Here is a 19,004-nt window from a genome sequence, read left to right on the forward strand (position 1 = left end):
ATGACTAGCACCGCCCGTACCGTCCGAGCCGCCCGCGGCACCTCGCTGACCGCGAAGAACTGGCAGACCGAGGCCGCGCTGCGGATGTTCCACAACAACCTCGACCCGGAGGTCGCCGAGCGTCCCGAGGACCTCGTGGTCTACGGCGGCACCGGCCGCGCCGCGCGCAACTGGGCGAGCTTCGATGCGATCACGCGCGAGCTGACCGCGCTGGAGCAGGACGAGACGCTGCTGGTCCAGTCCGGCAAGCCGGTCGGCGTGTTCCGCACGCACGAATGGGCACCCCGGGTGCTGATCGCGAACTCGAACCTGGTGGGCGACTGGGCGACCTGGCCCGAGTTCCGCCGGCTCGAGCAGCAGGGCCTCACCATGTACGGCCAGATGACCGCCGGTTCGTGGATTTACATTGGCACGCAAGGCATTCTGCAGGGCACCTACGAGACGTTCGCCGCGGTGGCGAAGAAGCGGTTCGGCGGAACGCTGCGCGGCACGCTCACCGTCACCGCCGGCCTCGGCGGCATGGGCGGCGCGCAGCCGCTGGCGGTCACGATGAACGATGGCGTGGCGTTGTGCATCGAGGTCGACGCCCAGCGTGCGCACCGCCGGGTCGAGCACCGCTACCTGGACGAGGTGGCCGACGACCTGGACGACGCGATCCGGCGGGTCACCGCGGCGAAGAAGGAGCGGCGTCCGCTGTCGGTCGGTGTGGTCGGCAACGCCGCCGAGGTGCTGCCGGAGCTGCTGCGCCGCGACGTCGAGGTGGACATCGTCACCGACCAGACCTCCGCGCACGACCCGCTGTCCTACCTGCCCAAGGGCGTCAGCGTGGAGGACTGGCAGGACTACGCGGCGAAGAAGCCGGACGAGTTCACCGACCGGGCGCGCGAGTCGATGGCCGACCACGTCGACGCGATGCTCGGGTTCCTCGACCGCGGCGCCGAGGTGTTCGACTACGGCAACTCCTTGCGCGGCGAGGCGAAACTCGGCGGCTGCGAGCGCGCGTTCGACTTCCCCGGTTTCGTGCCCGCCTACATCCGGCCGCTGTTCTGCGAGGGCAACGGGCCGTTCCGCTGGGCCGCGCTGTCCGGCGACGCGGAGGACATCGCCGCGACCGACCGCGCGATGCTCGAGCTGTTCCCGGAGAACGAATCGCTGGCCCGCTGGATCAAGATGGCCGGCGAGCGCGTCGCGTTCCAGGGCCTGCCCGCCCGGATCTGCTGGCTCGGCTACGGCGAACGGCACCTGGCCGGCCTGCGCTTCAACGAGATGGTGGCCAGCGGCGAGCTGAAGGCCCCGGTCGTGATCGGCCGCGACCACCTCGACTCGGGCAGCGTCGCCTCGCCGTACCGCGAGACCGAGGGCATGGCCGACGGCTCCGACGCGATCGCCGACTGGCCGCTGCTCAACGCGCTGGTCAACACCTCGTCCGGGGCGAGCTGGGTGTCCATTCACCACGGTGGCGGGGTCGGCATGGGCCGGTCCATCCACGCCGGGCAGGTGAGCGTGGCGGACGGCACGCCGCTGGCCGCGCAGAAGCTGGAGCGGGTGCTCACGAACGACCCGGGCATGGGCGTCATCCGGCACGTCGACGCCGGATACGACCGGGCGGCCGAGGTCGCCGACGCGCGCGGCGTGCGGGTGCCGATGTGGGAGCAGGCGTGACTGCATCCGGGCTGCTCGCCGAGATCGCCGACGTCGGGCGCGACGCCCGCCGCAGCGGTTACTCACGGCACGCGTTCGATGCGCCGGAGCACGACCTGCGCACGTGGTTCGTCGAACGGGCGCAGCAGCTGGGCCTCGACGTCGAGACGGATCGCAACGGCAACCTCTGGGCATGGTGGGGCGCTCCCGGCACGGACGCGGTCGTCACCGGCAGCCATCTGGACTCGGTGCCGGGAGGCGGCGCGTTCGACGGGCCGCTCGGCGTCGTAAGTGCGCTGGCGGCAGTGGAAGCGTTGCAGGCCAGGGTGTTGTGTCCGGCCAAGCCGTTCGCGGTGGTGGTCTTCGCCGAGGAGGAGGGCGGACGCTTCGGCGTGCCGTGTCTCGGCTCGCGGCTGCTCACCGGGACGATCGACGCGGACCGGGCCCGGGCGCTGCGTGATCCGTCCGGCGTCACATTCGCCGAGGCCGCCGCGAAGGCCGGGCTGGACGTGGACCGCGTCGGCGCGGACCCCGATCGGCTCGGGTTGATCGGGCAGTTCCTGGAACTGCATGTCGAACAGGGCAGGGGGCTGGTCGACCTCGGCTCGCCGGTGGCGGTCGGCAGTACGGTGATCGCGCACGGCCGCTGGCGGTTCTCCTTTGCCGGGCAGGGAAACCACGCGGGTGCGACGTTGCTCGAGGACCGCGTGGATCCGATGCTGCCCGCCGCCGAGACTGTGGTGGCGGCGCGGCAGTTGGCGCGGAAGTTGTCGGACGCGCGGGCGACCGTGGGACGGCTGGTGCCCACGCCGGGCGGGACCAACGTGATCGCGTCCACTGTGGACCTATGGCTGGACGCGCGGGTGCCGGGCACTTCGACCCCGGAGCTGGTCGAGGAGATCACGCAGGCTGCGCGTGCGGCTGCGGAAGCCGAAGGGTGCGAACTGGCGGTCACGCGCGAGTCGTACTCCGACGACGTGGTGTTCGACGACGCGCTGCGGCGGTCGCTGGGGGAGTGGCTGGGCAATCCGCCCGAGCTGCCGACCGGTGCCGGGCACGACGCGGCGATCCTGGCGGGTTTCGTGCCGTCCGGGATGCTCTACGTCCGCAATCCGACCGGGATCAGCCACGCTCCGGAGGAATTCGCCGAGGCGGACGACGTCGAGGCTGGTGCTCGGGCATTGGCCGAGGTGCTGGAGCGGCTCGCGCGATGACGACGTACTGGTGCGAACGGGCCTGGCTGCCCGACGGAGTCGCGGAAGCGGTCCGGATCGAGATTGCCGACGGCCGGATCGTTTCGGTGACCGCGAACGCGCAGAAGACCGGAACTGTCCTCAATGGACTGACTCTGCCGGGGTTCGCCAACGGGCATTCGCACGCGTTCCACCGCGCGCTGCGGGGCCGGACGCACCACGAGCGGGGCACGTTCTGGACGTGGCGGGAGCGGATGTACTCGCTCGCCGCCCGGCTCGATCCGGATTCGTACTACCGGCTCGCCCGGGGCGTCTACGCCGAGATGGTGCTGGCGGGCTACACGAGCGTGGCCGAGTTCCACTATCTGCACCACGGGCCGGACGGCAAGCCGTACGCGTCGCCTAACGCCATGGGCGACGCGTTGCGGCAGGCCGCGCGGGACGCCGGGATCCGGATGACGCTGCTCGACACCTGCTATCTGGCGGGCGGCATCGGTGTGCCGCCGGACGAGGTGCAGCAGCGATTTTCGGACGGTTCCGCCGAAAACTGGGCGGAACGCGTCGCGCTGCTGAAGGAAGACGACCTCTTCCGTGTCGGTGGGGCGATCCACTCGGTGCGCGCGGTGCCGGAGTACGAGCTGCCGAAGGTGGACAACGCGGTGCCGGAGGACCGGCCGTTGCACATCCACCTGTCCGAACAGCGCGCGGAGAACGAGCAGTGCGAGGCCGTGTACCGCTGGACGCCGACCGGGCTGCTCTGGGATTACGGCGTGCTCGGTGAGCGGCTCACCGCCGTGCACGCGACGCACCTGACCGAGCAGGACATCAAGTGGCTGGGCGAATCCCGAAGCGGCGTGTGCTTCTGCCCCACCACCGAACGGGACCTCGGCGACGGCATCGGACCGGCCCGGAGCCTGCTCGACGCGGGCGTGCGGCTCGGGATCGGGAGCGACAGCAACGCGGTGGTCGACGCGTTCGAGGAGACCCGGGCGCTCGAGCTGGACGACCGGCTCGCCAGCGAGGAACGCGGCCGGTTCACCGCGGAAGAGCTGCTTGGCGCCGGCACCGAACACATCTCCGCGGGCTGGCCGGAAACCGGCACCCTCGTAGCCGGTGCCGGGGCGGACCTGGTCACCGTCGCGACGGACACGGTGCGCACGGCCGGGATCGAACCGTCCGGCGTGCTGTTCGCCGCCGCGGCCGCGGACGTCCGTACCGTGGTGGTGGCCGGACGGGAAGTGGTGCGCGACGGTGCGCACGTGCTGATCGAACGACCGGAAACCGTACTGGCCAAGGAGATCGAGGCGCTGTGGCAGTTCTGATCACCGGAATCGGCGAGCTCACCACGAACGACCCGGAGCTGGGCAAGCTCCGCGACGCCGCGCTGGTGCTCGACGGCGAGACCGTCGCGTGGGCCGGTCCGGCCGCGCAGGCTCCAGACGCCGACGAGCGCGTGGACGTCGAGGGCCGCGCTGTGCTGCCCGGGTGGGTCGACAGCCACACCCACCTCGTGTTCGCGGGCGACCGCACCGCGGAGTTCGAGGCGCGGATGGCCGGACAGGCTTACGCGGCAGGCGGAATCGCCGTCACCGTCCAGGCGACGCGGGCGGCTTCGGACGAGCAGCTGGCGGCGAATCTGCGTCGACATGTCGAGGAAGCGGCTGCGCAGGGCACCACTTGCCTGGAGACGAAGACCGGTTACGGCCTCACGGTCGCGGACGAGGCGCGGTCGGCGCGGATCGCTGGCGAGGTCGCCGACGAGGTGACGTTCCTCGGGGCGCATCTCGTCCCACCGGGCGCCGATGCGGAGTCCTATGTGGACTTGGTCTGTGGCGAGATGCTGGACGCGGTCGCTCCGCATGTGCGGTGGGCCGATGTGTTCTGCGAGACCGGGGCGTTCGACGAGGCGCAGTCGGCGCGGGTGCTCAAGGCGGCGGCGGAGCGCGGGCTTGGGCTGCGGGTGCACGGCAATCAGCTCGGCGAGGGCCCCGGTGTGCGGTTGGCTGTGGAACTGGACGCGGCGAGCGTCGACCACTGCACGTACCTGAGCGACGCTGACGTCGAGGCGCTCGCGTCGTCCAACACGGTCGCGACGGTGTTACCCGCGTGCGATTTGTCGACGAGGCAGTCGCTTGCTCCGGCGCGCCGGTTGCTCGACGCTGGCGCGACGGTCGCGTTGGCGAGCAACGCGAATCCGGGCAGCTCGTACACCACGTCGATGGCGTTCTGCGTGACGACGGCCGTGCTGCAGATGCGGATGACCGTGGACGAGGCCGTGTGGTCGGCGACGGCCGGCGGCGCACGGGCGCTTCGTCGTGATGACTTCGGGTACCTGCGGCCGGGTGCGCGGGCGGATGTGCACGTACTCGACGCCCCGTCGACGACGCATCTCGCTTATCGGCCCGGGGTCCCGTTGACCCACGCGGTGTGGCGGAAAGGGGCAAAGCTGCGTTGATCAGGTGGCGACGGAGTCCGCGGCTGCGCTAGCGTGCAACGGAACAGGACGCGCGAAAGGCCATTGTCCGGTATGGGTTAGGCCGGACGGCTCATTCGCTCTCTTTCCGAGCGCCCGGCTCAAGCGGGCCAGCCCAGTGCGTCCCTCTCGAACCAGAACGTTGGTACGGAAGGGACTTCGCGGATGGCGAATAACGCCGACGACACCGTGCTCGTGATCGGGGCCGGGCTCGGCCGGCTGTGCCTCGCCCAGGGGCTGCGCAAAGCCGGGATCCCGTGCGAGGTCTACGAACGCGATTCCCGCTGGACGCGCGCCGGCAGGGTTATCGGCTGCACATCGATTCCCGCGGCGACCAGGCGCTGCGGGAAGTCCTGCCACCCCACCTGCACGAGCTGTTCCTGGTCACCTCGGGCCAGCCGCGCAACGCCATCACGATCTACAACAGCCAGCTGGCGCCGCTCACCGAGTTCGTGCTGGACGACGGCGGAGTGCAGCGCAACGTCAACCGGTTCACCCTACGGCAGATCCTGTTCGAGGGACTCGGCAACGTCCGCTTCGGCAAAGAGTTCGTCCGGTACGAATCGCATGACAACGGCGTGATCGTGCCCTTCGCCGACGGGACACGCGCGCGGTGCGGTTCTCGTCGGCGCGGACGGCGTGAATTCGCCGGTGCGCTGGCAATACCTGCCGCACGCGCGGGTCGCCGACACCGGATTGCGGCAGCTGCACGCGAAGTTGCCGCTCACCGCCGCGAACCGGGAACTGTTCGACCCGGAGATGTTCGCCGTGTTCACCATTGTTTCCGGGCCGGAGAAGCAGATGATCGGCTTCGCGCCGGTCGACTATCCGGAGCCGATCGCCGACGTGTGCGCGCGCCTCGCACCGCGGGTTCGGCTCAGCCCCGCCGAGCCGTACCTGGCCTGCGCTTTCGGTGCGCGCCAGGAAATCTTCGGACAGACCGACGACGAACTCCGCGCGCTGTCCGGGCACGAGATGCGGAAGTTCGTGCTTGACCGGGTCGCGGACTGGCATCCGCGGGTGCGCCGGATAGTCGAAACTTGGCTCCCGGATTCGCCGTTCCTCGTTTCGATCCGGACCAGCGTGCCAACCGGGCCGTGGGAGCCGTCGCGCGTGTGTCTGGCCGGCGACGCGATCCACGCGATGAGCCCGGCCGCCGGGGCCGGGGCGAACACCGCGATGCGCGACGGTGCCGCACTCGCCGCCGCGTTGAGCAGCGGCCAGCCGGCCGCGATCGGGGAATACGAAGCGGAAATGCGCCGGTACGGGTTCGACGCGGTACGCGAGTCCGCGGCTACCGGGGCGGAGCATCTGGGCCAGAACCCATTGCCGGAAATATCCCGCATACCCGTTTCCTGAAGGCCCGGGAAGTGCGCGGGGGCAGAGTTCCTGCCCGCGCGCCCACCCTTGAGCGCGGTCTCGAACCGCTCGGGCAACGATGAAAAAGGACCAGCAGGTGAACGGGCGAAAACCCTGGCCGCTGGCAAGATCCAGTTCATTCAGAGTTCAACTACTGGCCACTCGCTGAGGGATCTGGAGACACCCTTCGCGTCGGTACCGTCATTCCCGCAGGACACTCAAACCGGAGAGCGGGCATGGACTTTTCTCTCATCGTCCTGGTGGTGATCGTCGCGGCGCTGGCCTTCGACTTCACCAACGGGTTCCACGACACGGCCAACGCCATGGCCACTTCTATCGCCACCGGTGCGCTGAAGCCCCGGGTCGCGGTCGCGATCTCCGCGGTATTGAATCTCGTCGGCGCGTTTCTTTCGATCGAGGTCGCGAAAACCATTTCCGGCGGAATCGTCGACGACACCAAGGTCACGCCGGTGGTGATTTTCGCCGGACTGGTCGGGGCCATCGTCTGGAACCTCGTGACGTGGCTCGTCGGGCTGCCCTCGAGTTCGTCGCACGCGCTGTTCGGCGGGCTGATCGGGGCGACCTGGATCGCGTCCGGCGCGGACGCGGTGCATTTCACGAAGGTCGTCGAAAAGGTGCTCATCCCGGCGGTCGCGTCGCCGGTGGTGGCGGGCGTCGTCGCGCTCGTCGGCACCTTCCTCGTCTACCGGATCACCGCGAAGTCCCGCCAGGACGTCGTCGGCAAGGGCTTCAAAACCGGCCAGGTGCTTTCGGCCAGCCTGGTTTCGCTCGCGCACGGCACCAACGACGCGCAGAAGACGATGGGCGTCATCACGCTCGCGCTGATCGCGGGCGGTTCGCTCGCGCCGGGGTCCAGTCCGCCGGTCTGGGTCATCCTCTGCTCCGGCACGGCGATCGCGCTCGGCACCTACTTCGGCGGCTGGCGGATCATCCAGACAATGGGCAAGAAGCTCACCGAAATCCAGACACCGCAAGGGTTTGCCGCGGAGACGAGTTCCGCGGCGGTCATCCTGGCCTCGTCGCACCTCGGCTTCGCGCTGTCGACCACGCACGTCACCTCGGGCGGCATCATCGGCTCCGGGCTCGGCCGCAAGCTCGCCGAGGTCCGCTGGGGCGTCGCGGGCAAGATGGTGATCGCCTGGGCGCTCACGCTTCCCGCCGCGGCGATCGTCGGGGCTATCGCCGCCGCGGTCTCCACGCGCGGCAGCTGGGGCACCGTCCTCGTCGGCGGAGTCGGGGTGCTGCTCGCGGTGGGCATCTGGCTCGTGTCGCGGCGCAATCCGGTCACGCCGGCCACTGTCAACGAGCCGGATGCCGCCGAGGCCGCTCCGGTCGCGGCCTGAGAGAGGACGACATGGCGATCAACTGGGGTGCCCTCGGCATCGTTTTCGTGGTGTCGCTGGTGGCGGCGGTCGTGCTCACCGGACTGTTCGCGTACGGGGTGCGCGGGCTGTCCGAGCGCGTGACCGCGCGGGCGAACGGAGGCACCGGCACGGTTCAGCTGACCGGCGCGGTCGTGTGCTTCACGATCTGCGCCGCGGTGATCGGATACGGGATCTACCTGATCGTGGCCTAGTCGAGCGCCGCCTCCGCGCGGGCTCGCAGTTCTTCCGGAAGCTCGCCGAGCAGCGGTCGTACCGTTGCCGGGCGAGTTTCGTTCAGGTGGGCCAGCACGTCCAGCGCTGGTGCCCACAGCGACTCGTCCGCCGCGGCGGCGCGGACCAACGAGGGTAGCCGGTCCTCGCCGAGCAGGCTGAGCATGTGGTAGATCCGGGTCGGGTCGTCCAGCACATACGCGGTGCGCAGCAGACCAGCGTCGTCCAGCAGGCCGACGCAGCGGCGCACTGTGTCGTCCGGCAGGTGGCCGACGAACCGGCCCAGCGTGATCCAGTCCTCGCGGCGGGTCAGTTCCTCGGCGACCGCCACGACCGTCGTCACCGGGATCCGCGTGATGATCGACGTCGCGCGCCGCGGATCCAGCTCCGCGGCGACCGAGGCGAGGAACTTCGGCGACAGCCGTTTCGCGACATCGACGCCGCGCGACACATCGACCAGCCCGGCGATCCGCGCGCACAGCAGCGGGCCGAACACCTTCTCCGCGATCTTCGCGGTCACCCCGGCCGGCAGCAGCTTGCTCGCCAGCGCCATGCGCTCCAGCACGACGAGGTTCGCGTCGAACAACGTGGTCGTCATCTGCTCGCGCAGCAGCCGCACCTCGCCCTGGTCGACGTCGGCGAGGTAGTTGAGCCGGGCTGGGTCGACGTCCAGCACCCGGGCGAGCTTGAGGATTTCCGGGTTCACAGGCCGACCGCTTTCCGCACCGCGCCGCGCAGCAGCGCGGGCACGTACTTCAGGCTTTCCTCACCCGCGCGGGCGAGGGCCTGCGCCTGCCGGTGCCGGGCGTCGCGCAATGCCGCCGCCAGATCCTGTTTGTGCTGCTCAGGCAGGGATTCAATGCCGTCCGGCAGTGGAGCGCCGAGCTGTTCGGCCAGGGTGGGTTCAGCCATGGTGACCCATCATGCCGCACGATCGCGCCCTTGACCTTCGGCAGTGGTGACGAATCGGACTGTCCCTGTAGCGCCAGCGGAATGCGGGAGGCGACGCGGTTCCGCTGACGCTCGAACTGACCGCCTTCTGGCGACGCTCCTGTAGGGACTGCCGCTCGGCGCGGCGAACCGGCCCGGAACGACCGACATCGCCCGCACCCTGCGCGAGAACCTTGCGGAGCAAGCCGCGAAGGTGCCCGCTCGCGCCCTGCCTGACTTCGTCGTCAAACTCCTTGCCCGGCGAAACCCGCCGATGGCGATGCTGCGCTTCGAACTCGGCCGCACCAGGCTCGTCGACAGCAGCAAGGCGCGTACTCGACTCGGCTGGAAATCCCGCCCTGTTGAGCCAACGATCATCGACACCGCGAACGCGCTCCTCGCGTCCTCGGATCGCTCTAGCTGAGTGCTGGCGGTTGCCAACGACTGATGCTGGCTCCCACCCGGGTGGTGACCGCCGCGGGCAACAGCCGGGTGAAGGCCGACCGGAGCGCGACCGCTGCCGGGTTGCGGAGCAGCGGCCCGCTGGCGCCGGCTTGAATGGAGGCCTTCGCGACCTTCTGCGTGCGTGGGCGACGTTCCGCGTCATAACGACGGAGCGCTTCGTCCACTGTGGACTCTTTGACGTGTGAAGCCAGCACCACCGCGTCCTCCAGTGCCTGGCAGCCGCCTTGTCCCAGGAACGGCGGCATCGCGTGCGCGGCGTCCCCGAGGAGCGCGATGCGGCCGCGGGTGTAGCTGGGCAGCGGCGTTGCCAGGTGATGCGTGTCGTGCAGCAGGATTTCCGGGGTGGTGTCGATGAGCTGCGGAATCGGGTCGTGCCAGCGGCCGTACTTCGCGCTCAGGTAGGCGTGGACGTCGGCATGCCGGATCCCGGCTGGGCGGGCTTCGGAGACCCACCAGTACACCTCGTCGTCCAGCAGGGGTAGGACGCCGATTTCGATTCCCGCCGCCCATGTCGTGCTCAAGGTGGGCTTCAGCGGCAGTTTGGCGATGCCGCGGAACGCCGCACCACCGCTGTACGCCACACGTGCGGACGGGAAAAGCGCCTGCCGGATCGGGCTGTGGATTCCGTCGGCCGCCACGATCAGGTCCGCTTCGATCGAGCCGGAGTCGTGGTGCACCAAGCCGTTCTGCTCGACGCTCGTCACCTCGACTCCGGTCCGCAGGCATTCGTCCGGCAACGCTGACCGCAGCGTTTCGATCAGGTTCGCCCGGTGCGTCGCGCCCAGAGGCAATCCGTGGCTGCGCACGAAGAGGTCCGCGTCCCAGTTGGCCAGCCGACGCCCGCGCCAATCGACCAGGCCGCCGCCGCGCTGTGCGGAGATCCGCGGTTTGACGCCCAATTCGGCTAATGCCCGCTGCGCGTTGGGCCACAAGGAGATTCCCGCGCCAATGGCCGTGAACTCCGGCGCGCGCTCCAGCACCGTGACCTGCCAGCCGACCTTGCGCAGGCCGATCGCCGCGCCCAATCCGCCGATGCCGCCGCCGACCACGACCGCGTGTCGCTGAGCCATGCCGCCCTCCTCTACGTCTGTAGAGGACTCTACACCTGTAGTGTGGCGGGGTGGAGCGGACAGCGGTGATCGGTGACGCGGCCATCGAGGTCATCGCGGCCGAGGGCATGCGGGGACTGACCCATCGCGCCGTCGACCGGGCGGCCGGGCTGCCTCCGGGCTCGACGTCGTACTACGCGCGCACGCGGGCGGCGCTGCTCGAACTGGCCGCGGACCGGATGATCGCGCTCGACCAGGCCGAGGTCGCGCCGCCGGCGGGGACGCTCGCGGAGTTCCTCGGGGCGATGGTCCACCGGTCGATCACCGTCGGGCGCACCCGGATGCTCGCGCGCTACGAATTCGCGCTGGAATCGACGCGACGGCCGGAGTTGCGGGCTCGATACGACGTTGGCGGGCTGGAGTTGCGTCGGCGGTGCGCGGAGGTACTCGCCGCGGCTGGGTCACCCACCCCGGAGGACCACACGCGAGTGCTGATCGGCTGGCTCGACGGATCGATCTTCGACGCGTTAGCGGGCACGGGCTCCGTCAACCCGCCGACCGAAGCCGAACTGGTCGCCGGAGCCCGTGCAGTCCTTGCCGGACTGGGATTGCCGCACGCCTGACCGGTTCAGGCGTCGCGGCGGTTCAGCAGTGCTGGCTCACGCCGAGGGAGAACGTGCCGGTGCGCTTGCTCGCGACGACCGTGCGCGAGCACTTCCTCGACCCGGCTCGCGGCGATTCCGTTGCTGCGCGCCATCGCGAGCAGATGCTTCCCCGCGCGGCGGGGTGCACGGCTTCCGCATCCAGCAGCGCACCGACTTCCCGCAGCGGAAACCGTAGTTCCGCATACGGTTTGCCGCGGATCAGTGCGTCACCGGAGTCCGGCCGGTCGAGGCCGACAGTCATCCGCATAGTGGTGGACTTGCCCGCGCTGGCCGTTGACCACCGGTTTCTGGCCGTAGCGCTTCGTCAATCCGCGAAACGTGATCGTACGGCGAAGTCTGCGCCCGCGCGGTGTGCGTGGACATCAGCCGGCCGTCCCGGGCCGACCTCGACTTTAGGCAGGGGTCAGCGGGACCGGCGGGTGGTGTGCCGGGTCGGCTTGGCGGTCGCGGGGTCCTCCGGCCACGGATGCTTCGGGTAACGACCGCGGAGATCGGCGCGGACGGCGGCGTACCCGGTGCGCCAGAAGGATTCGAGGTCGGCGGTGACCGCGGCTGGGCGACCGGCGGGCGACAGCAGGTGCAGCACGACCGGCACGCGACCGTCGGCGAGCGACGGCGTTTCGGTCCAGCCGAAGGTCTCTTGCAGCTTCACCGCGAGCACGGGCTGGTCGCCGTGGTAGTCCACGCGGTAATGCGAACCGGACGGGACTTCCAGCCGGTCCGGAGCGAGTTCGTCGAGCCGCGCTGCTTCGGGCCAGGGGAGCAGGCCGCGCAGGGCAGTTCCGGCGTCGACGTTCGCCAGATCGGCTCGGCGGCGAACCCGCGAGAGATCCAGCCAACTGTCTACATCAGACAGAAGATTCTCGTCATCCACGGACGGCCAAGGATCGCCCAGTACGCGGTGCAGGAAGGCCAGGCGTTCGCGGAGGCGGGTACCGTCTTGGGTCCATCGCAGCAAACCGAGGCCTTCCGTGCGGAGTCCGGTGACCACTGCGTCGTGGACTTGCTGCGGATCTGGGTTGCGCAAAGGCTTTTCGGACAACACGATCGCGCCCAGCCGACGCACGTGCCGGGCGACGACATCGCCGTCCCAATGCACTTCGTCCGCTTCGGACATGAGGGTCGGCGCGGCTCGGACGGCCAGCGCTTCGTCGGCGGTCGCGGCGAGCCGGATCGTGCCGTGCACGCGGCCCGGGTCGCGGGTGGCTTCGGCGACGGCCAGCCATTCAGCGTCACCCAGTCCGCTTCCGCTGGGCAGTTCGGCCGCGGTGCCGCTGGCCATCAGATACACCGGTGCCGATCCCGTGCGCCGCCGCGCCAAGCGTTCCGGATGCGCGAGGGCGACGACCAACGCCGCGTCCGGGGCCCCGGAGGCTGGCGAATTGACCAGTGAGGCCAACCGTTTCGCGTCCCGTTGCCATCGACGGGCCGCGTCGTCGTGCGCGGAACGAAGCCGGCGCAGTTCGGCTTCGACATCAGTGAGCGTCGCTCCGGCATCGAGCAGCGCGACGACTTCCGCGGCGGCACGGGCTCCGACGGCCTCAGCGCCGTCCAGCAACGCGCGCGCGAGACGAGGATGCAAGCCGAGGTCGGCCATTTTCTGCCCGCGCGGCGTGACAGCACCGTCGGCCGTGGTCGCGCCGAGGGTGACGAGCAGGCTTCGCGCGGCGGCGAGCGCACCTTCGCCGGGCGGGTCCCACCAGGCCAGGCCGGTTCCGTCCGGAGTGGACCAGCAGGCGAGCTCCAACGCGAACCGCGCGAGTTCGGCGGTGCGGATTTCCGGCTCCGGGTATGCGGGCAGCGTCGCTTGCTCGTGCTCCGGCCAGCAGCGGTACGCCCGGCCAGGTGCTTCGCGACCTGCCCGGCCAGCGCGTTGTTCCGCCACCGCAGCCGAAACCCGCACCGTGGCGAGCCCGGCAAGACCGCGTCGATGATCGACCCGGGGGACGCGGGCGAGACCGGAATCCACGACCGCGCGGACGCCCGGAACGGTCAGGCTCGACTCGGCGACGGCGGTCGCGAGAACTACTCGCCGCCGCTCCCGTGGCCGCAATGCTTCGTCCTGTCGGGCAGCGGAAAGCCGTCCGTGCAGTGGCAGCACATCGGCGTCCAGCGAACTCAGCAACGCCGACGTGCGCGCGATTTCCCCGGTGCCAGGGAGGAACGCGAGCACATCACCGTCTCCTTCGGACAGTGCTTTCCGGACTGCCGACGCGACCGCGGCTTCCGGACGTTCCCCGCGCGCCGGAGCGCGGTAGCTCAGCTCGACCGGATACGTGCGGGCGTGTGCGGTGATGACCGGAGCGTCGCCGAGCAGTTCGGCCAACCGTCCGGACGCGACGGTCGCCGACGTCGCGAGCAGCCGCAGGTCGTCGCGCAACCCGGCGCGGACGTCGAGGAGCAAGGCGAGCAGCAGGTCAGCGTCGAGATGGCGTTCGTGGCATTCGTCCAGCAGGACCGTCGACACCCCGCCCAGTTCGGGATCGTGCTGCACCCGCCGTACCAGCAGCCCGGACGTGACCACCTCGATCCGCGTGCGCGAAGACACCTTCCGGTCGCCGCGCACCGCGTACCCGACCGTCTCGCCGACCGGTTCGCCCAGCAGCGCGGCCATCCGCCCAGCCGCGGCCCGCGCAGCGAGCCGACGGGGTTCGGCGACCACGACGCGTCCTTCGCCGCGGTTCAGCGCGAGCGGCACGAGCGTGGTCTTGCCGGTGCCGGGCGGGGCGACGAGCACCGCGGCTCCGTGGTCGTCGAGCGCGCTCAGCACGGACGGCAGCACCGCGCGGACGGGCAGGTCCGGCAGCGAGGCTAGGTCGGTCACTGCTCGGTGATCTCCGGTGGATTCGGCAACGGGTAGTTCGACGGCCCGATGTTCGCCTCCAGCGACTTCCGCCAGGCCCCGGTCGACACCATCTTCCGGATGGCGTCGTCCACCGCGTGCTGGCCGTCGGTGTCGCCCTTGCGCAGGCCGATGCCGTACCGCTCGGTGGAGAACGGGCGGCCGACCACCTTCAGCAGCTCCGGATTCTGCGCGACGTACCCGGCGAGGATCACCGCGTCCGTGGTCACCGCGTCGACCTGGTTGGCCAGCAGCGCGGTGACGCAGTCCGGATAGCGGGGGTACTCGACCAGCTTCACCATCTGCGCGAACTTGTCCTTCACCATCTGCGCGGGCGTCGAGCCGGTGACCGAGCAGAGCCGCTTGCCGTTGAGGCTTTCCGGGCCGGTGATGTCCGGCGAGGTGAGCCGCACCAGCAGGTCCTGGCCGGTGACGAAGTACGGGCCGGCGAAGCTCACCTGCTGTTTCCGCTTGTCGGTGATCGAGTAGGTGGCCACGACCAGGTCGACCGCGCCCGACGTGAGGTCGGTCTCGCGGCGGGCCGGGGTCGTCTCGTGCCAGGTGATGTGGTCCGGGTCGACCCCCAGTTCGCGCGCGACGAAAGTAGCGACGTCGACGTCGAAACCGGTGAACCTGCCGTCGACTGTCCGCTGCGACAGGCCGGGCGCGTCGAACCGGATCCCGATGGTCAGGTGGTTGCCGTCACGCGCCCGGGTGGGAAGCGGATCGTCCTTGGATACCGTCGACGATCCGCAGGACACGCAGCTGACCAGCAGAAACAGCGCGGCAACCAGTGCGCGAATCCGCATCGGTGCCTCCGCTTCGCCGGTTGGCTGCTCACATGGTTCTCAGGTCAGACGGTTAGCCTAAGCGCGTGCGCCGACTGCCCCAACCTGTACTCGACACCATCGGCACGCTCGCCCGGCTCGGGCTGGCTGCCGTGTGGCTCGTGTCCGGCGGTCTGAAGATCGCCGACCCGGGGCAGACGTACATCGCCGTGCAGGCCTACGACGTGCTCCCGCACGCGCTGGTGCGCCCGGTCGCCACCGGGCTGCCGCTGCTGGAGCTGGTGCTCGGACTGCTGCTGCTCGCCGGGCTGGCCACGCGCTGGGTCGCGGGCGTCTCGCTCGTGCTGCTGGCCGTGCTCGTCGCGGGCATCGCGCAGTCATGGGCGCGCGGGTTGAGCATCGACTGCGGCTGCTTCGGCGGCGGCGGGCGCGTGAACGCCGGGCAGACCGAATACCCGCAGGAGATCCTGCGTGACGCCGGCTTCGCCCTGCTCGCGGTGTGGCTGCTCGCCCGGCCGCGCACGTGGCTTTCGGTCGACGGCTGGCTCGGCTGGGGCAAGGGCCGGAACTCCGGCGGGGCCTCGGACGACTACCCCAAGAGCATCGCGGAAGGGAACTAGGAACAGTGGGTGGAGCTGCGCGCAACGCGCGGAAAAGCCGTCAGCAGGCGGCGGCCGCGAGGTCGGTCGCCCAGGCGCGGGGCTCGGGAAGCGACCGGAACAAGATCATCGCGGTGGTGGTGGCCGTCGTGGTGATCGCCGCGCTCGTGATCGGCGGCGTGCTCTGGATCAACTCCAGCAAGAACGCGACGCAGGACAACGCGATCCCGGCGGGCACGCCCACGGCGCTCGGGCCGGGCGTCGTCGAGAAGCGCGACGGCGTCGTGGTGTCGGTCGGCAAGCCGGGCGCGCCGAAGACCATCGACCTCTACGCCGACTTCCTGTGCCCGTACTGCGCCAAGCTGCAGCAGGACTACGGGCCGCGGATGGAGCAGGCGATCAACAGCGGGCAGCTCACCGTGCGCTACCACATGGTGATCCTGCTCAACAAGAACTCGGACCCGCCGGGCTACTCGCTCGACTCGGCGAACGCCGCGCTCGCCGCCGCCGACGAGCAGAAGTTCACCGCGTTCCACGACGCGCTGTTTAAGAACCAGCCGCAGGAAGGCGGCCGCGGGTACGACAAGGCCCAGCTGGTCAAGCTCGGCCAGGACCTGGGGATCACCGATCCGAAGTTCGCGCAGACGGTCAACGCCGGCACCTACGACCAGCAGCTGCAGACGGCGTTTCAGCAGATCCAGAGCGACCCGAAGCTGCAGCAGGACTTCGGCAACGGCCAGATCGGCTTCGGGACGCCGACGGTCGCGGTCAACGGCAAGGCCATTCCCGCTTCGGGGGACTGGCTGACGAAGGTTCTCAACGGCTGACCTGATTCGGTCATTTCGCCTATCGGGCACAATCCGTCCGCTAACCTGGGCCGCAGGGCTCAGGGGAGGGGCGGGTTGTGTCCGGTTTTCATGTCGACGACGGCGCGTACGAGAACTACGCGAAGCAGGTCGACCCACTTGGCGACGAGGTGCGGTCCGCCGCGAAGGCGCATATCGGTCCGCACGTGGCGCTGTCCGGCGACGGGTTCTCCGCGATCGGGGACGAATCCGGGTTCGCCGGCGCGTATGGCGCGCGGATGCGGGCGCTGCAGGAACGGATGCACGCGCTCGGCGGCGGCTGGCACGACGTCGGCGAGGCCGCTCGGCGCACGCAGGTCAATTACGCCGCCGTCGAGCAGGAACACGGCGACGCTGTGCGCAGGCTTTCGTGAACGCTCCGGTCGACCATCTGGTCCGGAACGGCCTGGACACCACGAATCAGCTCGCCGCGAAGCTGAAGCACGATCCGGCGGCGATCAACGGCGCGCGCGACGGGCAGGTCGCGCTGCAGACGTCCGTCGGCCAGGCCAATCAGCACGCGGGCACTCAGCGGGTGAATCTGGCGGCGGCCAGTTCCGGGGCGACCTCGGAACGCGCGGTCGCGACGTCGAAGGATCTGGAGAAGGAAGTCCAGGACCTTCTCGACGAGAGCGCGGAAATCGAACGAGCGGTCGCGGAGGCCGCGGAGACGCTGCACGTCGGCGAGATCCGCAACGATCAGGTGCGGGACGAGATTCTGCGGGAGATCGCGTCCTCGATGCAGGCGCTGGCGGCGGTCAACGGGATCCAGCCGCCGGAGAGCCGGGCGGCCGCGGCCCGGCAGATTCTGCTGCAGCTGCAAACGAAGATCGGGCAGTTGACCGGACAAGCGGCCACGTTCACCGAGGAGACGCTCGGGAAGCTGACCGGGCTGGGGCGACGGCTCGGCGGGTCGGAATCGACTTCCGCGAGCAGCGCGACGACCTCGGTGCCGCAGGCGTTCAACACCAACGGCGCGCACGTCAGCCACAGCGGTGGAGGCGGCGGAGTCGACAGCGGTGGGGGTGGCGGCGGCGGGTTCGCCGGGAAACCGCGGTTGCCGGTGGCTGTTCCACCGCAGCCGGGCAGCGGGGTCGGGATCAACCTGCCGAGCGGGAGAACCGTGATGGCGCCGAACGAAACCGCGGCCAAAGCGGTGCGGGCGGCGTTGTCCCAGCTGGGCGTGCCGTATGTGTGGGGCGGCACCGCGCGCGGGCAAGGACTCGACTGCAGCGGGTTGACCATGACGTCCTATCAGGACGCTGGGCTGCAGTTGCCCCGGACCGCGCGGCAGCAGACTGTCGGGGCTGAGGTGCCGTCGATCGACCAGTTGCTGCCGGGGGATTTGGTGGTGTGGTCCGGCCACGTCGCGATGGTGATCGGCGACGGGCAGATGGTCGAGGCCGGGGATCCGGTGCAGATCAGCAAGATCCGCACGACCAACGCCGGACAGCAGTTCATCGGATTTTACCGGCCGACGGGGTGAGTGGTGGCTGAATTCGACATGGATCGCGCGGTGGCGCGGGTGATGGAGGAGGCCTCCCGGGCCGGGGATGCCGCTGCTGCTCGGTTCGAGCGAGCCGGGCCGGTGGTCGGGAAGGCTGCTGCGGGCGGGGTTTCGGTCGAGGTCGCGCCTGGCGGGTTGTTGACGGGGCTGACGGTGACTCGGGCTGCGTTGCGGAGCGGCTCGGAGGCGGTTGCCGCGCAGATTGTGGAGTTGTCTCGGCGGGCCGAGCGGCGGGCCGGGGATCGGATGCATCAGGTTTTGTCGCCGGTGCTGGGCGCGGAAGCGGTGGCTGCGTTGGGGTATACGGCGTTGAGTGAGGATGATCCGGATTTCTATGACGAAGAGCCGGTGACGTGGTGAAGACCCGGGAACTTATCGAGCTGGCCCGTTCTCGCGAGGCTGCGTTGGGGCAGGTCGCTTCGTTGATGGCGGAAGCGCGCGGGTCGGCTCATGCGGTGGATGGGTCGGTTGAGGTGACCGTGGATGCGCTGGGAGCGTTGAAGCGGTTGTGGCTATCGCCTTCGGTGGCGCAGTGGGATCCTTCGCGGGTTTCGGCTGTGGTGCTTGAGGTGGTTCGGGTGGCTATGGCTGAGGCTGAGCAGGATTGTTTCAACCGGGTGGGGTTATCGCTGGGGGAGGAGGCGGGGTTGCTGGTGGAGGCGTTGTCCGGGCGGGCGGCTCCGGCTCGTGCTGCTGATGACGATCCGGGGATGACGGTGGAGGAGTTTCAGCGGTTGAGGGGGGAACGGTTGGGGGAGAGGCGGTTTCCTGTCGCTGCTGTGGCTGAGTCCACTGTGGAGGAATGGGAAGACTTTGATCCGGCGTCGTTGCGTTCGGATCGGTGAGGGTACTGCTGGTGAATCCGTTGTGGGTGAAGAGGGGTCGTGTCGTTGGGGTTGGGTCGGTGAGGGGCGGGGTCTGGTCTTGCTGTTGAGTCCATTGTGGATGGAGTGGGCTTCGGTGGGGTGGAGCGGTTCGGGGGCTGACGCCCCCTTCGGGGGTGGTGGTTGCGTGGGGCACCCCGAAGCTTGA

At 69.8% G+C, this 19,004-nt stretch carries 20 protein-coding genes and 1 pseudogene; 15 read left to right on the forward strand and 6 right to left on the reverse strand.

Going from position 1 to position 19,004, the window contains the following annotated elements:
* From hutU to H5411_RS38230, 7 genes are all read left to right on the forward strand, one after another.
* A complete protein-coding gene (hutU, locus tag H5411_RS38200; protein WP_183126613.1) occupies positions 1-1,662 on the forward strand; it encodes a urocanate hydratase in 1,662 nt (553 codons plus the stop codon).
* The gene (locus H5411_RS38205; RefSeq protein WP_183126614.1) at positions 1,659-2,855 is read left to right on the forward strand and encodes an allantoate amidohydrolase; all 1,197 of its coding nucleotides are present in this window, start codon (positions 1,659-1,661) and stop codon (positions 2,853-2,855) included. Before hutU ends, H5411_RS38205 begins: the two co-directional genes overlap by 4 nt.
* On the forward strand, positions 2,852-4,156 hold the full coding sequence (locus tag H5411_RS38210; RefSeq protein WP_183126615.1) for a formimidoylglutamate deiminase: 1,305 nt from the start codon (positions 2,852-2,854) through the stop codon (positions 4,154-4,156). Before H5411_RS38205 ends, H5411_RS38210 begins: the two co-directional genes overlap by 4 nt.
* Positions 4,144-5,289: an imidazolonepropionase gene (hutI, locus tag H5411_RS38215; protein WP_183126616.1), complete on the forward strand. Its 1,146-nt coding sequence runs from the start codon at positions 4,144-4,146 to the stop codon at positions 5,287-5,289. Before H5411_RS38210 ends, hutI begins: the two co-directional genes overlap by 13 nt.
* 657 nt (positions 5,290-5,946) lie before the next feature.
* On the forward strand, positions 5,947-6,666 hold the full coding sequence (locus H5411_RS49120) for an FAD-dependent oxidoreductase (RefSeq protein WP_312878696.1): 720 nt from the start codon (positions 5,947-5,949) through the stop codon (positions 6,664-6,666).
* A 236-nt stretch (positions 6,667-6,902) separates the two neighbouring features.
* On the forward strand, positions 6,903-8,030 hold the full coding sequence (locus tag H5411_RS38225) for an inorganic phosphate transporter (RefSeq protein ID WP_101435601.1): 1,128 nt from the start codon (positions 6,903-6,905) through the stop codon (positions 8,028-8,030).
* An 11-nt stretch (positions 8,031-8,041) separates the two neighbouring features.
* A complete protein-coding gene (locus tag H5411_RS38230; protein ID WP_101435600.1) occupies positions 8,042-8,263 on the forward strand; it encodes a hypothetical protein in 222 nt (73 codons plus the stop codon).
* On the opposite strand, the gene H5411_RS38235 is transcribed toward H5411_RS38230, so the two are convergent.
* Together H5411_RS38235 and H5411_RS38240 are read right to left on the reverse strand one after the other, a co-directional pair.
* Complete coding sequence (locus H5411_RS38235) at positions 8,260-8,988, reverse strand: hypothetical protein (protein WP_183126617.1); 729 nt, start codon at positions 8,986-8,988, stop codon at positions 8,260-8,262. The two genes, H5411_RS38230 and H5411_RS38235, sit on opposite strands and share 4 nt — an antisense overlap.
* Positions 8,985-9,194 (reverse strand): hypothetical protein, encoded by a 210-nt coding sequence (locus tag H5411_RS38240; RefSeq protein ID WP_101435598.1) that lies wholly within the window; start codon positions 9,192-9,194, stop codon positions 8,985-8,987. The genes H5411_RS38235 and H5411_RS38240 overlap by 4 nt, the downstream gene beginning before the upstream one ends.
* Positions 9,195-9,426: 232 nt before the next feature.
* Between H5411_RS38240 and H5411_RS38245 the strand changes: the two genes are divergently transcribed.
* Positions 9,427-9,636: a hypothetical protein gene (locus tag H5411_RS38245; RefSeq protein ID WP_183126618.1), complete on the forward strand. Its 210-nt coding sequence runs from the start codon at positions 9,427-9,429 to the stop codon at positions 9,634-9,636.
* Here H5411_RS38245 and H5411_RS38250 read toward each other — a convergent pair.
* Positions 9,629-10,747: an FAD-dependent monooxygenase gene (locus tag H5411_RS38250; RefSeq protein ID WP_183126619.1), complete on the reverse strand. Its 1,119-nt coding sequence runs from the start codon at positions 10,745-10,747 to the stop codon at positions 9,629-9,631. The two genes, H5411_RS38245 and H5411_RS38250, sit on opposite strands and share 8 nt — an antisense overlap.
* Before the next feature lie 50 nt (positions 10,748-10,797).
* Between H5411_RS38250 and H5411_RS38255 the strand changes: the two genes are divergently transcribed.
* Positions 10,798-11,349: a TetR/AcrR family transcriptional regulator gene (locus H5411_RS38255; protein WP_101435596.1), complete on the forward strand. Its 552-nt coding sequence runs from the start codon at positions 10,798-10,800 to the stop codon at positions 11,347-11,349.
* 31 nt (positions 11,350-11,380) lie between these two features.
* Here H5411_RS38255 and H5411_RS38260 read toward each other — a convergent pair.
* From H5411_RS38260 to H5411_RS38270, 3 genes and pseudogenes are all read right to left on the reverse strand, one after another.
* Positions 11,381-11,714, reverse strand: a pseudogene (locus H5411_RS38260) (P-loop NTPase family protein); the annotation flags it as partial.
* Positions 11,715-11,794: 80 nt separating this feature from the next.
* On the reverse strand, positions 11,795-14,215 hold the full coding sequence (gene hrpB / locus H5411_RS38265; protein WP_183126620.1) for an ATP-dependent helicase HrpB: 2,421 nt from the start codon (positions 14,213-14,215) through the stop codon (positions 11,795-11,797).
* Entirely contained in the window at positions 14,212-15,042 is an 831-nt protein-coding gene (locus H5411_RS38270; RefSeq protein ID WP_183126621.1) for a glutamate ABC transporter substrate-binding protein, read from the reverse strand. The genes hrpB and H5411_RS38270 overlap by 4 nt, the downstream gene beginning before the upstream one ends.
* 98 nt (positions 15,043-15,140) lie before the next feature.
* Here H5411_RS38270 and H5411_RS38275 point away from each other — a divergent pair, with 98 nt between their 5' ends.
* From H5411_RS38275 to H5411_RS38300, 6 genes are all read left to right on the forward strand, one after another.
* Positions 15,141-15,641 carry a MauE/DoxX family redox-associated membrane protein gene (locus tag H5411_RS38275; RefSeq protein WP_167442155.1) on the forward strand — a complete coding sequence of 167 codons (501 nt, stop codon included), beginning with the start codon at positions 15,141-15,143 and terminating at the stop codon, positions 15,639-15,641.
* A 5-nt stretch (positions 15,642-15,646) separates the two neighbouring features.
* Complete coding sequence (locus H5411_RS38280) at positions 15,647-16,447, forward strand: DsbA family protein (RefSeq protein ID WP_183126622.1); 801 nt, start codon at positions 15,647-15,649, stop codon at positions 16,445-16,447.
* 77 nt (positions 16,448-16,524) lie between these two features.
* A complete protein-coding gene (locus H5411_RS38285; RefSeq protein ID WP_183126623.1) occupies positions 16,525-16,839 on the forward strand; it encodes a hypothetical protein in 315 nt (104 codons plus the stop codon).
* Positions 16,836-17,951, forward strand: a complete 1,116-nt coding sequence (locus H5411_RS38290; RefSeq protein WP_183126624.1) for a C40 family peptidase — start codon at positions 16,836-16,838, stop codon at positions 17,949-17,951. Before H5411_RS38285 ends, H5411_RS38290 begins: the two co-directional genes overlap by 4 nt.
* Positions 17,952-18,332: a hypothetical protein gene (locus H5411_RS38295; RefSeq protein WP_101435591.1), complete on the forward strand. Its 381-nt coding sequence runs from the start codon at positions 17,952-17,954 to the stop codon at positions 18,330-18,332.
* Positions 18,326-18,817, forward strand: coding sequence for a YbaB/EbfC family nucleoid-associated protein (locus tag H5411_RS38300; RefSeq protein WP_183126625.1), 492 nt, complete (start codon positions 18,326-18,328; stop codon positions 18,815-18,817). Before H5411_RS38295 ends, H5411_RS38300 begins: the two co-directional genes overlap by 7 nt.
* Positions 18,818-19,004: the final 187 nt, after the last annotated feature.

Origin of the sequence: Amycolatopsis echigonensis (assembly GCF_014174495.1) — a bacterium.
In the GTDB taxonomy this organism is placed as follows: Bacteria; Actinomycetota; Actinomycetes; order Mycobacteriales; family Pseudonocardiaceae; genus Amycolatopsis; species Amycolatopsis echigonensis.

Bases quoted from the DNA above. Each gene is read 5' to 3' on its own strand.
- hutU (WP_183126613.1), top strand. From the start codon at position 1: ATGACTAGCACCGCCCGTACCGTCCGAGCCGCCCGCGGCACCTCGCTG.
- H5411_RS38210 (WP_183126615.1), top strand. From the start codon at position 2,852: ATGACGACGTACTGGTGCGAACGGGCCTGGCTGCCCGACGGAGTCGCG.
- H5411_RS38225 (WP_101435601.1), top strand. From the start codon at position 6,903: ATGGACTTTTCTCTCATCGTCCTGGTGGTGATCGTCGCGGCGCTGGCC.
- H5411_RS38230 (WP_101435600.1), top strand. From the start codon at position 8,042: ATGGCGATCAACTGGGGTGCCCTCGGCATCGTTTTCGTGGTGTCGCTG.
- H5411_RS38240 (WP_101435598.1), bottom strand. From the start codon at position 9,194: ATGGCTGAACCCACCCTGGCCGAACAGCTCGGCGCTCCACTGCCGGAC.
- H5411_RS38250 (WP_183126619.1), bottom strand. From the start codon at position 10,747: ATGGCTCAGCGACACGCGGTCGTGGTCGGCGGCGGCATCGGCGGATTG.
- H5411_RS38270 (WP_183126621.1), bottom strand. From the start codon at position 15,042: ATGCGGATTCGCGCACTGGTTGCCGCGCTGTTTCTGCTGGTCAGCTGC.